Origin of the sequence: Thermaerobacter sp. PB12/4term, from assembly GCF_003403315.2 — a bacterium.
In the GTDB taxonomy this organism is placed as follows: domain Bacteria; phylum Bacillota; class Sulfobacillia; order Thermaerobacterales; family Thermaerobacteraceae; genus Thermaerobacter.
Window position 1 is genome coordinate 622,009 of record NZ_CP048407.1, and the last position, 14,175, is coordinate 636,183.

Sequence of the window (14,175 nt, forward strand, 5' to 3'; positions counted from 1 at the left end):
GAAGGGATGAGGGAATGGTTCGACCGGCGAAGGATGGCCAGACAAGGCCCGGCCCGCTGGCCCCGTCTTCCGGAATGGGAGGAGCCTGCCCGGAGGCGGCGGCCCGCCGGCTCCGGCGGGATCCCGCCTTCCGATCCGGACCGGCCCTCCGGGGCGGCCCGGCGGCCGGGGGAGGTGCCCGCAGCGAGAGGTGCCCGGCGGGGCCGGGGGCAGCGCCTCCTGCTGGTGGCACTTCTCCTGATCCTGGTGGTGGCGGCGGGCTGTGGAAGGCCGCAGGGGCCGGCTGGGTCCCAGCGCGACGGCGGAGAGGCCGGTGCGGCGGGGGACCGGCTGCCGGTGGCGGTGACGTTCTACCCCCTGGAGTTCATGACCCGGTTCATCGGTGGCGACCGGGTGGCGGTCACGCCCCTGATCCCGGCGGGGGCCGACGCCCACCACTGGGAACCGCGGCCGGCCGACGTCCGGGCCGTGGCGGCGGCGCGGGTCTTCATTTACAACGGGGCGGGGCTTGAGCCCTGGGTGCCCCGCCTGCTGGCGGCCGCCGGCCGGTCCGACCTGGTCCGGGTCGAGGCGACGGCGGGGCTTCCCCTGGTGCCTGCCGGAACGGCCACCGCGGTGCTGGACGGCGGCGTTGCCGAACCCGGTGCGGGCGGGGCCGGTGAGGGCGGCCGCGGCGGGGATGCGGGCGGCGAAACCGGCGGCCATGGCGACCATGGTACCCACGAGGAGGGCCGTGCCGCCCCGGGCGACGACCACGGCGACGCCCATGGCCGGCCGGGGGCTGGGGGCGAGCCGTTGCCCGGCGGCGCACCCGACCCCCACGTCTGGCTGGATCCGGCCCTGGCCGCCCAGCAGGCGCAGGCCATCGCCCGGGGCCTGGCCCAGGCCGATCCGCAGCACCGGGCGGAGTACCTGCGGCGGGGCGAGGAACTGGCCGGCCGGCTGAACGATCTGGCCGCCGGTTACCGCCGGCTGGGGACCTGCCCGCGGCGGGAACTGGTGATCACCCACGCCTTCCTGACCTACCCCGCCCATCGCTACGGCCTGGTGCAGGTGCCCCTCTACGGGCTGTCGGCGGAGAGCGAGCCGGGCCCGCGGCAGCTGGCGGCGGTGGCTGCGTTCATCCGGCAGCGGCGGGTGCCCTACATCCTGGTCGAACCCGGCCGCACCGGCGGGGCCGCGGCGACCCTGGCCAGGGAAACCGGGGCCCAGCTGCTGGAGATCCATCCCCTGGAGGCGCTGACGAGCGCCGACCGCCAGGCGGGCCGCGACTTTCTCGACCTGCTGCAGCAAAACCTGGTGAGCCTGCGGCAGGCGCTGGGGTGTGACGGCAGCTAGCACCGCGCCGTCCGCCGGCGCGTGCCTAACGCCAGCGCCGTACCGGCTGCCACCGCTGCACCGAGCCAGCGCGGCGACGGCGCCGGCAGGGAATATCCTTCGGGTCGCGAAGTACGGTCCAGCTCGCGGCGCCATGCCGGTCCCGGCCGTGGCGGGCAGCAGCCCGGCGGCGGGCCCGGAGGTGCCGCAGGGGAGGCGAAGGCACGTTGAAGGGTGCGCTGGGGTATCTGGTGCTCCTGAGCCTTGCCCACCTGGTGACCGACCTGAACCAGGGCGGCATGCCCGCCCTGCTGCCCCAGGTGAAGGAGAGCTACGGCCTCACCTACGCTCAGCTCGGCGTCGTCATGCTGGTGCTCAACATCACCTCCTCGCTCATCCAGCCGGTCTTCGGATACTGGAGCGACAAGCGGCCCCAGGGGTGGCTGGTGGTGGCGGGACCCCTGCTGGCGGCGCTGGGGTTGGGGCTGGTGGGATACGCCCGCAGCTATGAGGGCGTGCTGCTGGCGGCCATCCTGTGCGGTATCGGCATCGCCCTCTTCCACCCCGAGGGGGCGCGGGCGGCCCGGGGCGTGTCGGGAGGCCAGCGCGCCACGGCCATGTCGATCTTTTCCGTGGGCGGCAACCTGGGGTTTGCCCTGGGGCCTGTGGCGGCGTCGATGGTCGTTGGCCTGTGGGGGCCCGAGGGGCTGGGATGGCTGGTTCTACCGGCCGTGGTGCTGGCTGCGGCCATGGTGGCCGCCCTGCCCGGGATGAAGCGGCTGGAGCAGGAGGCAGCCCTGCACGAGGCGGCCCGGCGGGCGGCAGCCGCGGCGGGACCCGCCGGCAACCGCCATGGGGCGCCCGCCGGAGATCGGCAGGGCCGGCCCCAGCCGCCTCAGGGCGGGTCATCCGGAGCCGGGGAGACCAACTGGCTGGCCGAACTGCTGCTCATCGGGGTGGTCGGCACGCGCTCGTGGCTGCAGTTCGGCGTCCTCACCCTGATGCCGTTCCTGTACCTGGAAAAGGCGGGGCCGGATGGGGTGTCCACGGGCGTTCTGCTTTTCGTCTTTCTCGTCGCGGGGGCGGTGGGGACCCTGGTGGGTGGGCCCCTGGCGGACCGCATCGGTACGCGGAGGGTACTGCTCGGTTCCATGGCCGTGCTGATCCCGCTGCACTGGGGCCTGGTGCACGGGCCGGCGTGGGCCACGCTGCCGCTGCTGGCGGCCACCGGATTTGCCCTGGTGGCCACCTTCAGCATCACCCTGGTGATGAGCCAGGACTTCATGCCGCGCTACGTGGCGGTGGCCTCGGGGCTCAACACCGGCTTCTCCATCGGCCTCGGGGGCATCGGCGCCGCGGCCCTGGGCGCCCTGGCGGACCGGTGGGGGCTGGAGACGACCCTGTCCGTCATGGTGCTGCTGCCGGTCACCGGACTCTTGCTGACCCTCCTGGTGCCGGTGCCCGAGCGGGACCGCCGGCAGCGGCAGCTGGAGGCTGCGGGCCGGCCGCGGCCGGCGGAGACGTAGGGGCCGGCCGGCATCCGGGGCGCGCGAACCGCCGGGAGCCGGCGGAAGCGGCCGGGAGCGGTGTGGCCACGAGCGGCCCGGTCGGGACGGTCCGGCGCGGGGCGTCCGGACCGCCTTGCGCCCCTTCCCGGACGGGATCAGACATGATGGTGACGCCTCGCCGTGGCCGGTGCTGCCGGCCACGGCGTCACTCCTCCCACCGCGTGCGCCACACAAGGATGATGGACACGACGAGGGCCAAAATCGCTTCGATCGTGCCAAGGGAAGCGTGCTGCGTCTTTCCGATCGTTCCAAATGGAAACGTGTAAGTGAGGGGTCCGGGTTCGAGCCCTACAGCTCCCAAAGCCACGTAGAGCAAATGGAAGACAAGGACGAGAATGATCGTCAACGACCACTTGGGCGGCATGATCGCACCCCCTGGCATCCATCGGAGGACCCCGAGGCCGTGTCCCTCCGGGGTGAGGCCCCTTAGGATCGCCGCCCCCCAGGGATCTCGTCTTCTTGAAACCCAGTCTATGGCAACTCGTTCCATCGGGCCAGAACCGGATGCGCTCCGGGAGCGACCGGGCTTACACTGGAGTCGGCGGCAGATTCCCCGGTGGCGATACCCGTGGTGACCCGGGTGCCCCATGGGGAGCACCCGGGCGCCCAGCTACCGGTGGCGAGGGGGCGATGCGATGCGCAGGCGATGGTGGCTTGCACTCGCTGGCCTGGCGGTGGTCGCCGTCGTGGCCCTGGTGGTGCTGCAAACGGGAGCCGGCTGGGATCCGCGCCCCAATGGCCCCGCGACTCCGGCCCCCGAGCCGGCGGCCGGCCCGGGCGACAGCAAGGGCGAGGGCGGCTTTCGCGGCATGACCCTGCTCGATCCGCAGCCGGCCCCCGATTTCACGCTGCCGGCGGCCGATGGTTCGACCTTCCGCCTGGCCGATCAGCGCGGCAAGATCGTTCTGCTCTTCTTCGGCTACACCTACTGTCCTGACGTCTGTCCGGCCACCCTGGCCGTATGGCGGGAGCTGGCGGACCGCTTGCGGGACGATGCTGACAGCGTCCGTATGGTGTTCGTCACCGTCGACCCCGAGCGGGATACGCCCGAGCGGCTGCGGGAGCACCTGCCCCAGTTCGGCCGGCACATCGTCGGCCTGACGGGGACGCGGGAGCAACTGCGGCCCGTGTGGGATGCTTACGGCGTGAAGCCCGAGCGCATCGAGCTGCCTGAGAGCTCCATGAAGTACGCGGTGGCCCACCCGGCCCAGGTGTACCTGATCGACCAGGAAGGGCGCCAGCGCCTCCTCTATCCCCTGGGCTTCACCGCCGAGGACATCGAGGCGGACATCCGGTTGCTGCTGGCGCAGGGGAATTGAACCCGGCCTATAGCCTGTTACGGTCGATCCTGGCCCGGCGACTGCCCGGCCATGGGTCGCCTTGACCTGAGAGGAGGGCCGTAATGGTGCGATCGTTGCGGAACGTCATGCGCTTTCGCTTTCTGGTGCTCGCCGGCGCCGTGGCCATCGTCCTCGGCGCCCTGGCAGGCTGCGGCGGCCAGGCCGGGTCGACCCGGCAACCTGCGCCCGGTGGCGGTGCCGAGCAGGCCGGCGGGCCCGGGGTGACGATCACCGATGCCTGGGTACGGGCGGCCGCTGAGGGTGACATGTCGGCGGCTTATTTCACCGTGACGAACCAGGGCAAATCCGCGGTCCGCCTCACCGGCGTGAGCACCGGCGTCGCGGGCGAGGCGGAGGTTCACGAGAGCGTGCAGGAAGGGAACACGGTGCGCATGCAGCCCGTCGCTGCCGTGGAGATCCCGGCCGGCGGCCGCGTCACCTTCGCCCCCGGCGGATACCACGTGATGCTCATGGACCTGAAGCAGGCCCTGCATCCCGGGGACCGGGTCGACCTGACCCTGGTCTTCGAGGGCGGCCTGGAGGTGCCGGTGACCGCGGAGGTCCGGGACGCGGCCGGCACGGGCGCCGGTGGAGGGGAGCATTCGGGAGGGCACTGACGCGCCGGCCGATGGCCATCGCGCCGCCCCGCCCTGGGGCCTGAACCAGCGGGGGCCGGGGCGCCCCCACTAGAGAGACGCCTCGGCCGCACCGCTTGGGCTTGGCCGGTTGCGCGGATTCGTGCCCGAACCCGCTGGTAAGGCCGGGGCTTTTGCGCGCGATGGAGGTTCGCGATGGATGCCTCAGCGCGGCCTCCGACCCCGCCCGATCGGGCCGCCGTCGCCGTGGTCGGCCGGGCCGCTGCGGACCTTCGCGCCTCACCTCGCGCCGGGGGAGGGTATCCCTGGGGCTGGCGCTTGGGGATGCGCTGCGTTCCTCCCTACGCCCCGGTCACCGGCACGCGCCGCCCGCGCCCCTGATCCTGTAACTTGGGGATCTCGACCCGCAGCACGCCGTTCCGGCAGCGGGCCTGCGCCCCCTCGGGGTTGACCCGCTCCGGCAGCGGCACCACCCGGTGGAACCGGCCGAAGCGCCGCTCCATCAGATAGTAGCCGTCGCCCTCGTTGCGGGTCTCGCGCCGGGTCTCGGAGCGGATCACCACCCGGTCTTCGTAGACGTCCAGCTGGATATCCTCCGGCTCGACCCCTGGCATCTCCGCTTCAACGACCACCTTGTCCCCGGCGTCGGTGACGTCCACGGAAGGGCGCTGGCCGAAGGCCCAGTCCGCCTCGCCATCAAATGCGCGCCAGAAATCCCACGGGCGCCAGAACATCTCACGCCAGCTGCTCAGGCCGCGGCCGGCAGGCGCGGGCCACGACCAGCGGTCCAGGTCGGTGCGCATGCCCACGCGGACCACCTCCTGTCCATCGGTGCAGGCGGGCCGTTCCCGCTAGGAAGTATGTCCGCGGGAGTCCTCGCCAACCGCCGGCCCGCGCACCTCCACCCGCAGGGAACGCAGGCGGTTGATGGCCGCTCCCACTTCGAACAGCCGCGGCAGGGCCAGGTCGCCCGCCGGGGTGGGGAAGGGGGAGACGCGGTCCAGGCCGTGTTCGTCCAGCTCGGCGTACAGGGCCTCCAGAGCCTCCCGCAGGGTGCGCCGGCCGTCCAGGTAGCGGCCTGTCATGTACCGGATCATGGCGCCCACCGCCCGGGTCTGGGAGGGGTCCACCAGCTGCTCGACGGCGCTCAGATCGATCTCCTCGAAGCCGAAGGTGATCTCGTCGGTGCCGTGGGCGCGGATCTTGACCTTGTTGCCCCGGCGCGGATCGAGGCTCGAGGGCAGGGGGACCCGCTCGGGGACGGGCGGGAAGGGGCCGGGGTCTTCCGCGATGCGGCCCGTGGGGAAGCGGGCCGCCACCTCGCGGGCTTCGGCCGTGGCGTCCTGGGCCCGGTAGGCATCCATCCGGATCACCGTGTCGGCCACGTCCAGGTAGTCGCCGGCGCCACCCACCACCAGGATGCTGGAGACGCCCCGGTCGCGGTAGAGCGCCCGCACCCGGTCGATGAAGGGCGTGATGGGCTCGCGGTCCTTGCTGACCAGGGCCTGCATGCGCCGGTCGCGGATCATGAAGTTCGTCGCGCTGGTGTCCTCGTCGATGAGCAGGACCCGGGCGCCCAGCTCCAGGGCCTCCATGATGTTGGCCGCCTGGCTGGTGCTGCCCGAGGCTTCGTCGGTGGAGAAGCGCCGGGTGTCGGCGTCGAAGGGCAGGTTGCGGATGAACGGGCTGATGTCGACCTGCTCGATGCGGCGGCCGTCCTCGGCGCGGATCTTGATCGCGGTCGGGTCCGTCACCACCAGTTCCCGGCCGTCGCCGGGGATGTGGTCGTAGACGCCCCGGGCCAGGGCGCGCAGCAGGGTGGACTTGCCGTGGTAGCCGCCGCCCACGATCAGCGTCACGCCCCGGGGGATGCCCAGGCCGCGCACCTTGCCCCGGTGGGGGGTGTCCAGCTCGACGGCCAGGGAATCGGGCGCGGTGAAGGGGATCACCCGCGGCCCGCGCAAGGGCCGGTCGCTGACCCCGCTTTCCCGGGGCAGGATGGAGCCGTCGCCGACGAAGGCCACCAGCCGGCGTTCGGCCAGGGCGGACCGCAGGGCCGCCTGGTCCTCGGCCACGGCGATGTGGCGCTCCAGGTCCCGCTGGTCGGCGGCTTTGAGCACCAGGGACCCTTCCACCAGCCGGGGGATGTCCACGCAGAGCATCTCCATGGCCTGCCGGCCCAGAATGCGCCGTCCGGCGGCCGGCAGCCCCGCGAAGAAGCGGACCTCCACCCGCCCGGGGAAGACCACGCAGGCGGTGCGGGGCAGGATCTCCTGGCCCGGGCGGTCGACGGTAATGAGGCCGCTCTTGCCGCTGCCGCGGCGGGCAGCGGCCATGCCCGTGGCGCGGTGGAACCGGCGCAGCAGCCAGTCCGCGGTGGCGGTGCGGCGAAGGGCCGTGGTGGCGGCCCAGTCCGGCAGCTGTATGCGCGCCGGCGCCATGATGACGCGAAGCCGCGAGGGGGCGGCGAAAGGGTCGCCCTGGACGTGGTCGATGGCCAGGGTGAAGGCACCGAAGTCGTAGGTTCCGGCGATGTCCTTGTAGGCCGGATAGGGCCGGCCGTCGATGCGGGCCAGCAGCTGGCGCAGATCGTCACGGGAGCGGGTTGGGTTCGGGTGCACCGGTGTCAACCTCCGGTCGACGTCGTCGTTCCGTCGGCACGATCATCTCGAGGGTGGGGTTGCCCTCGCCCTGATGATGTTACCCGTTCCAGTGGCCGGGCGGCCAGCCGCATGGCCTGCACCGGGTGCGCCCGCGGCGGGGTGGGTGGGGGGCACCTTCGGCCCCTCTGAACGGGCGAGCCGGGCGGGGGAGCGGGCGGAGCAACCGGCGCCATTTTTGAAAGGAACTCGCGCGGAAAAAGACATATTTATGAGCACCAATTCGAATTTATTCGTCATAAGGTCGGCCGAAAGGATTCGCAAAAGCACAAGAGATGAACACGGCTCCCCAGGGGCATTCCCATCGGGTGGCTGAAGCCATCTTTCGGCTTTGACTTGTCCTTCCCCGTGCCCTGTACGCTGGACATACCGACCGATTTCTTCGAGGGGGGTGCGGTGGCGATGGGACGGCCCCTGATCGAGGTGGATCCGACCCGCCCGGTGGAAGAACAGAGGGAGGTCTTGCAGAACCGCTGGCATCCGGACATTCCGGCCATCGCAGAGGTTCGTCCGGGCGAGACGTTCGTGGTCGAGTGCTTGGATTGGACCGGCGGGCAAGTCCGCAATGACGACGATGCCTCGGACATTCGGGACATGGATCTCACGCCGAATCACCACTTGACGGGACCCATCGCTGTCCGCGGCGCCGAACCCGGCGACCTGCTTGTCGTCGACATTCTGGATCTCGGGCCCCACCGCAAGATGCCATGGGGTTACACCGGGATCTTTGCCCGCAACAACGGGGGAGGGTTCTTGACGGACCATTTCCCGGAGGCGCACAAAGCCATCTGGGATTTCCAAGGCGTCTACGCCGTCTCCCGTCATGTGCCGGGCGTCAAGATCCCTGCCATTCCCCACCCGGGGATCTTGGGTACCGCACCTTCTCACGCGTTGCTGCAGCAATGGAACGAGCGGGAGAGGAAGTTGATCGCGAAAAATCCCCATCGTGTACCCCCCTTGGCGCTGCCACCGGAACCGCGCAATGCGATCCTCGGTGCCCTCAAGCCGGGCACGCCCGAGTATGAACGGATTGCCCGGGAAGGTGCACGCACCATTCCTCCGCGGGAGAACGGAGGGAATCGGGATATCAAGAACCTGACCCGGGGCGCCCGTGCCTATCTGCCGGTGTATGTTCCCGGGGCCAAACTGACGGTGGGCGATCTCCACTTTACCCAGGGCGACGGCGAGATCACGTTCTGCGGCGCCATCGAGATGGCGGGCTGGATCGAGCTCCACGTGGACCTGATTAAGGACGGGATGAACAAATACGGCATACGGCACCCGCTGTTCGAGCCAAGCCCCATCGAGCCCCGGTTCACGCGCTACCTCGTCTTCGAGGGGTATTCGGTGGACGAAGAGGGGGAGCAGTACTATCTCGATCCCCACGTTGCCTATCGCCGAGCGTGCCTGGAAGCGGTCCAGTACTTGAAGGGGTTCGGGTATACCGGCGAAGAGGCCTACACCATCCTGGGTGCCGCGCCGGTTGAAGGACGCATCAGCGCCATCGTCGACATCCCGAACGCTTGCTGCACCTTGTGGCTGCCCACCGACATCTTCGAGTTCGACATCCGGCCCAACGCCCAGGGGCCGGTCCCCCGGGTCCAAGGCGGGCGGCTGGCCCGGGCCCACTGAAGGCGCGGGCCAGCTCAAAAAGGTGGTTCAAAGCCCAATCACGCAGGGGTACCGAGGCGGGAACCCGGGCCATCGTCCCCATGGCCCGGGTTCCCGCCTGGCCCTTTTGCCGCCGGTGGTCAAAGGGTTCCGGGATGGGGACGCGAAACCTCCCCGATGGGGCCGTCCCGCGACAGGACGCCCCGTGACGTGGGATGCCCCCGGCCTGTGGCGCTCGACGGCCCTGGCACCCCACGGCAACGCCTGACCGCCGAGGTGACACCATGACAAACGGCACCGATACGGCCAACGGCTTCAGGGCGGACCACCCCCGCGCCCAGGGGGTGGCGAGCGACCGGCAGGAGAGGGAGGCCGGGCGCCGGCCCGTCACCTCCCGGGACCTGCTGGACCTCCGCTTCGCCGGCGACCCGCGCCTGGCGCCCGGCGGGGACCGGGTGGTGTGGGTCGAGCGCTGGATCGACGCCGATCGCAACCAGTACCGGTCGAACCTGTACGCGGCCCCGGCCTCCGGTGACGGCGTGCCGGCACCGCTGACCACCGGTCCGGGCAGCGACCGGGCGCCGCGCTGGTCGCCCGACGGCCGCTGGCTGGCCTTCCTGTCCGACCGGCCCCTGCCGCCCGACGCCCGCCCCCGCCGCCGGGACGAACCGGCCGCGAGCGGCGGGGGGCCGGGCGCGGCGACCCCGGCTGCCCGGCCCGGCCGGGGCGGCGAGGACAAGCCCCGGCCCCAGCTCTACGTGCTGCCGTCCGGTGGCGGCGAAGCCCGCCTGCTCACCCTCTTCAAGCAAGGCAGCGGGCCGGCCGTCTGGTCGCCCGACGGCCGGTGCGTGGCCACCATCGTGCAGGTTCATCCCGAGCGGGGGCTGGAGGCGACCGGCGATCCTGAGCCCGGTGAAGGCGACCCCTACCGGCGGTTCAACCGCGACGTGAAGGTGGTGCGGCGCCTCCGCTACAAGCTGGACGGGGTGGGTTACTTCACCGAGCACCGCCACCATGTGGTGGTCCTGGACCTGGGACCGGATGGCGCCCACCTGGCGGCGCCCAGCAGCTCGGAGCCGCCGGGCGATGGCGGGAACGGAGCCGCCCGCGATGCCGGCACCGGTGGCCCGGGCGGCAAGGGTGCCGCCGCCGCAGCCGCGGTCCCCGGCGCGGAGGCCCACGCTGCCGCCCTGGTCCCCCTGGCCCGCGTCACCGCCGGTGAGTACGACGTGCGGGCCGTGGCCTGGATGCCCTCGGGGCGGGAGCTGGTGGTGGTGACGAACCCGCACCCCGACGCCGACCGCCAGCCCTGGACCGACGTCTACCTGGTGTCCCTGCCGGCGGCCGGCCAGGAGGGCGAGGCCGGCGCCGGCACCCGTGCCGGGGCCGCAGCCGAGGCCTCCGGGCGGCTGCCCCTCGACCTCTCCCGCGACCCGCTGCCGCCGGGCGTCCGCAAGCTGACCAGCTCGGACCTCGACGTCTACGAAGCGCTGCCGTCCCCCGACGGCCGCTGGATCGCCGTGCGCGGCCAGGACGCCCGCCGCTACCGCGCCTACAGCAACACCCACCTGTACCTGATTGCCGCCGACGGCAGCCAGCGGCGGTGCCTGACCGCCGAGGCCGACCTGACGGTGGGTGACGAGAGCGTCAACGACGTGGTGGGCGAGGCGGGGGCGACCCTGGCCTGGGCTCCCGACGGGTCGGGGCTCTACGCCCTGGTGAGCCGCCGCGGGGAGGTGCAGCTCTACTGGTTCGGCGTCGACGGCACCATCCGGCCCCTGACGGGCGGCCCCCAGGTGCTGCGGGGCATCAGCCTGGACCGGGAGGGGCGGCGCTGCGCCTACCTGCGGCTGACGGCCACCGACCCCGGGGAGGTCTGGGTGGCCGACCTCCCTTCCCTGGACGAACCGGCGGCGGCCCCGCCCGCCGCGGCAGCCCGGGACGCGACCCCCGCCGGCCCGGGCGCCTCCGCCGCGGGAGCGGCGGCATGGCAGGGCGCGGCCCGCAACGGGCACCCCGTTTTGACCGGCCGGCGCCTCTCCCGGGCCAACGACGGCTGGCTGGCCCGGATTCAGGTGGTGGAACCCGAGCACTTCACCTTCGAATCCGACGGCAACGTGCTGGACGGTTGGCTGATCCGGCCCGTGGGCTTCGAGCCGGGGAAGAAGTACCCGGCCATCCTCCAGATCCACGGCGGCCCCATGGCGATGTACGGATACGCCTTCTTCCACGAGTTCCAGTTGCTGGCGGCCCGGGGCTACGCCGTGTTCTACACCAACCCGCGGGGCAGCCAGGGTTACGGCCAGGCCTTCTGCGCGGCCATCCGCGGCGACTGGGGCAACCGGGACTACCGGGACCTGATGACCTTCGTCGACGCGGTGCTGGAGCGGTACGACTTCATCGACCGCGAGCGGCTGGGGGTGGCGGGCGGAAGCTACGGGGGCTACATGACCAACTGGATCGTCACCCACACCGACCGCTTCCGGGCGGGGGTCACCATGCGCTGCGTGGCCAACGAGCACAGCTTCTTCGGCACCAGCGACATCGGCTTCTATGACCTCTTCGACCTGGACCTGCCGCCGTGGGAGGACCCGCTGCGGTACCTGGAGATGTCGCCCATCCACCACATCGCCCGGTGCAAGACGCCGCTGCTGGTGATGCATGCGGAGGTGGACCTGCGCTGCCCCATCGAGCAGGCGGAGCAGATCTACACGGCCCTCAAGGTCCTGGGGGTGCCCACGGAGTTCGTCCGCTTCCCCGACGAGAGCCACGGCCTGAGCCGGGGCGGCCAGCCGTGGCACCGGGTCTACCGCCTGGACCGGATCGTGGACTGGTTCGACCGCTACCTCAAGCCCGAACCGGCCCCCGCGGCAGGCCGGGCGGAGGAACGGGCCGCCCCCAGTTGAGGCGCGGGGCGGCCGGGGAGCGGGGCGGCCGGGGGCCGGGGCGGCGGCCCGCCTGCCCTGGCCGGGGCGGCGGCCCGCTTGCCCTAGCCGGGAGGCCGGGCTGCCGCTCCGGCCAGAAGGCCGGGACGCGGCCAGTGGCAAGGCAGCGGGGAGGAGGCGGGTGGGAGGCATGCTGATCGACTACCACATGCACCTGGAGCGGGGCGGGCTGACCCGCGAGTACCTGCTGCGGTTCGTGGAGACCGCCCGGGCCCGAGGGATCGGCGAGATCGGGATCACGGAACATGCCTACAACTTCGTGGAGGGGGCGCCCCTGCTGGGCCGTCCCTGGTACGTGGAGCGCTACAGCAGCGGCTTCCGCATGGCCGACTACGTGGCCCTGCTCCAGGCCGCCCGGGCCGAGGGCCTGCCCGTCAAGGCGGGCATCGAGATGGACTACATCCCCGGCCGGGAGGAGGAGATCCGGGCCTTCCTGGCGTCCTACCCGCTGGACTTCGTCATCGGTTCGGTCCACTGGATCGACGACTGGGGCTTCGATCTGGACCCCGCCACCTGGCCGGGCCGGGACGTGCGCGAGGCCTACCGGCGGTACTTCGACCTGGCCGAACAGGCCGTCCGCAGCGGGCTCTTCGACGTCTTCGGGCACCCCGATGTGATCAAGGTGTTCGGCTACAAGCTTCCGCCCGCATACCGGGACGAACTGGCGGAGTACCACCGGCGCCTGGCGCGGGCGGCGGCAGAGACGGGCGTCTGCCTGGAGATCTCCAGCGCTGGGGTGCGCAAGCCGGTGGGCGAGTTCTACCCCGACCCCGGCCTGCTGGAGGAGGCCCGCCGGCTGGGCGTCCGGGTGACCCTGGCCTCCGATGCCCACGAGCCCGAGCACGTGGGCTGGGCCTACCCGGAACTGGTGCTCTACGCCCGGCGGCATGGTTTTGACACGGTGACGGTCTTCACCGGGCGGGTCGGCCGGCAGGAGCCCCTGGGTTAGGCGGGAGGTGGCGGCGGTGTCCATCCACGGGACCTGGGGCCCGGGGGGCGCCGGGGGGAGCTGGCGGGAGATCGAGCTGCTCCTCTGGGCGGCGGCCCTGCGGGCGGGGCGGCAGCCGGGGGCAGGGGCCCTGCCGGGGTCTTCGCCCTCGCTGGCGGGCCCCGGCGGGGGCCCGGGCGGCGACGGTGGCGGCGGCCGGCTCGACTTTGCCGCGCTCATGGCGGGCCTGCTGGCCGGTTCCACCCCGGACGGGATGCCGGCAGGCACCGGAGCCTTGACCCCAATCCCGCCACTGTTCACGGCGCTGGCGTCCGCGCTGTCGGCAGCCACGACGGTGCCGTCCACGCCGGCGGCGCCCGCGCCGGGTGCGTCCGCGCCCGCGGCATCCACCGGCCCGGGTCAGGCGGCCGCCACGGCGGCCCCCACGGACGCGGCCTCCCGCGCGGCAGCGCCCGCGCCCGGCACTGCGGCCTCCGGCCTCCCTCCGTCCGGGACCGCCCCTCCGGGGTCCCTCTCCTGGGCAGGCGCTGCGGCCGGCCTGTCCTGGCCCCGGCAGGTGCTGGAGGCGCTGGCGGGGGCGGTGGCCCGCCGCCACGGCCTCGACCCCGCCCTGCTGCGGGCGGTGATCCAAGCCGAGTCGGGGTGGAACCCGGCCGCCCGCTCGCCGGCGGGCGCCGTGGGCCTGATGCAGCTCATGCCCGCCACGGCCCGGGAGCTGGGCGTGACCGACCCCCTCGACCCGGTGCAGAACCTGGAGGCCGGTGCCCGGTACCTGCGCCGCCAGTTCGACCGCTTCGGCGACTGGCGGCTGGCCCTGGCGGCTTACAACGCGGGGCCCGAGGCGGTGGAAGCCCACGGCGGCGTGCCGCCCTTCGCCGAGACCCGGGCTTACGTGGAGAAGGTGCTGCGGCTGTGGGCCACCCAGGCCGCGCGGCGGGAGGAGGCGTGAGGCTGGTAGGGGCGGCGGCGGCCGGGTCAAACAAGGCGGCACGGGTCGAACAAGGCGGGCAGGAGAAGTAGGGCAGCGGGGGTCGCCGCCGGCGACCCCCGCTGACTTTGCGTCACCTTGGTTTGCCCCTGCCTTCGCCCCCGCCGCCCGCCCGGCCCCGGCGGCGTTGGGGCCGCGGGCGCCGGGCGCCCCCGCTGGTCCTCCGCCCGCGGCCCGGGCGGGTTCGACCGGTGACCCCGG

General features: G+C 72.6%; 11 protein-coding genes. 8 read left to right on the plus strand and 3 right to left on the minus strand.

Annotated features, from left to right (window positions below; genetic code table 11):
- The first annotated feature begins 174 nt into the window (after positions 1 to 174).
- Together DYI95_RS02575 and DYI95_RS02580 are read left to right on the plus strand one after the other, a co-directional pair.
- Positions 175 to 1,338: a metal ABC transporter solute-binding protein, Zn/Mn family gene (locus tag DYI95_RS02575; protein ID WP_243149817.1), complete on the plus strand. Its 1,164-nt coding sequence runs from the start codon at positions 175 to 177 to the stop codon at positions 1,336 to 1,338.
- Positions 1,339 to 1,544: 206 nt separating this feature from the next.
- Positions 1,545 to 2,843, plus strand: a complete 1,299-nt coding sequence (locus DYI95_RS02580; RefSeq protein ID WP_116900951.1) for an MFS transporter — start codon at positions 1,545 to 1,547, stop codon at positions 2,841 to 2,843.
- A gap of 187 nt (positions 2,844 to 3,030) precedes the next feature.
- Here DYI95_RS02580 and DYI95_RS02585 read toward each other — a convergent pair whose 3' ends face one another.
- The gene (locus DYI95_RS02585; protein WP_116900950.1) at positions 3,031 to 3,249 is read right to left on the minus strand and encodes a hypothetical protein; all 219 of its coding nucleotides are present in this window, start codon (positions 3,247 to 3,249) and stop codon (positions 3,031 to 3,033) included.
- Positions 3,250 to 3,520: 271 nt separating this feature from the next.
- On the opposite strand from DYI95_RS02585, the gene DYI95_RS02590 reads away from it, so the two are divergent.
- Positions 3,521 to 4,204 carry an SCO family protein gene (locus tag DYI95_RS02590; RefSeq protein WP_158556069.1) on the plus strand — a complete coding sequence of 228 codons (684 nt, stop codon included), beginning with the start codon at positions 3,521 to 3,523 and terminating at the stop codon, positions 4,202 to 4,204.
- Between the two features lie 83 nt (positions 4,205 to 4,287).
- Positions 4,288 to 4,842, plus strand: a complete 555-nt coding sequence (locus DYI95_RS02595; protein WP_116900948.1) for a copper chaperone PCu(A)C — start codon at positions 4,288 to 4,290, stop codon at positions 4,840 to 4,842.
- Positions 4,843 to 5,162: 320 nt separating this feature from the next.
- Here DYI95_RS02595 and DYI95_RS02600 read toward each other — a convergent pair whose 3' ends face one another.
- On the minus strand, positions 5,163 to 5,624 hold the full coding sequence (locus tag DYI95_RS02600) for an Hsp20/alpha crystallin family protein (RefSeq protein ID WP_243149915.1): 462 nt from the start codon (positions 5,622 to 5,624) through the stop codon (positions 5,163 to 5,165).
- Positions 5,625 to 5,672: 48 nt separating this feature from the next.
- Positions 5,673 to 7,442 carry an ABC-ATPase domain-containing protein gene (locus DYI95_RS02605; RefSeq protein ID WP_116900946.1) on the minus strand — a complete coding sequence of 590 codons (1,770 nt, stop codon included), beginning with the start codon at positions 7,440 to 7,442 and terminating at the stop codon, positions 5,673 to 5,675.
- A 441-nt stretch (positions 7,443 to 7,883) separates the two neighbouring features.
- Between DYI95_RS02605 and fmdA the strand changes: the two genes are divergently transcribed.
- The 4 genes from fmdA (at position 7,884) to DYI95_RS02625 (ending at position 13,935) form a co-directional block, all read left to right on the plus strand.
- Positions 7,884 to 9,113, plus strand: coding sequence for a formamidase (fmdA, locus tag DYI95_RS02610; RefSeq protein WP_116900972.1), 1,230 nt, complete (start codon positions 7,884 to 7,886; stop codon positions 9,111 to 9,113).
- Between the two features lie 263 nt (positions 9,114 to 9,376).
- Positions 9,377 to 11,998, plus strand: coding sequence for a S9 family peptidase (locus DYI95_RS02615; protein WP_116900945.1), 2,622 nt, complete (start codon positions 9,377 to 9,379; stop codon positions 11,996 to 11,998).
- A gap of 169 nt (positions 11,999 to 12,167) precedes the next feature.
- Positions 12,168 to 12,986 (plus strand): histidinol-phosphatase, encoded by an 819-nt coding sequence (locus tag DYI95_RS02620; RefSeq protein WP_116900944.1) that lies wholly within the window; start codon positions 12,168 to 12,170, stop codon positions 12,984 to 12,986.
- 16 nt (positions 12,987 to 13,002) lie between these two features.
- Complete coding sequence (locus DYI95_RS02625; RefSeq protein ID WP_243149818.1) at positions 13,003 to 13,935, plus strand: lytic transglycosylase domain-containing protein; 933 nt, start codon at positions 13,003 to 13,005, stop codon at positions 13,933 to 13,935.
- Positions 13,936 to 14,175: the final 240 nt, after the last annotated feature.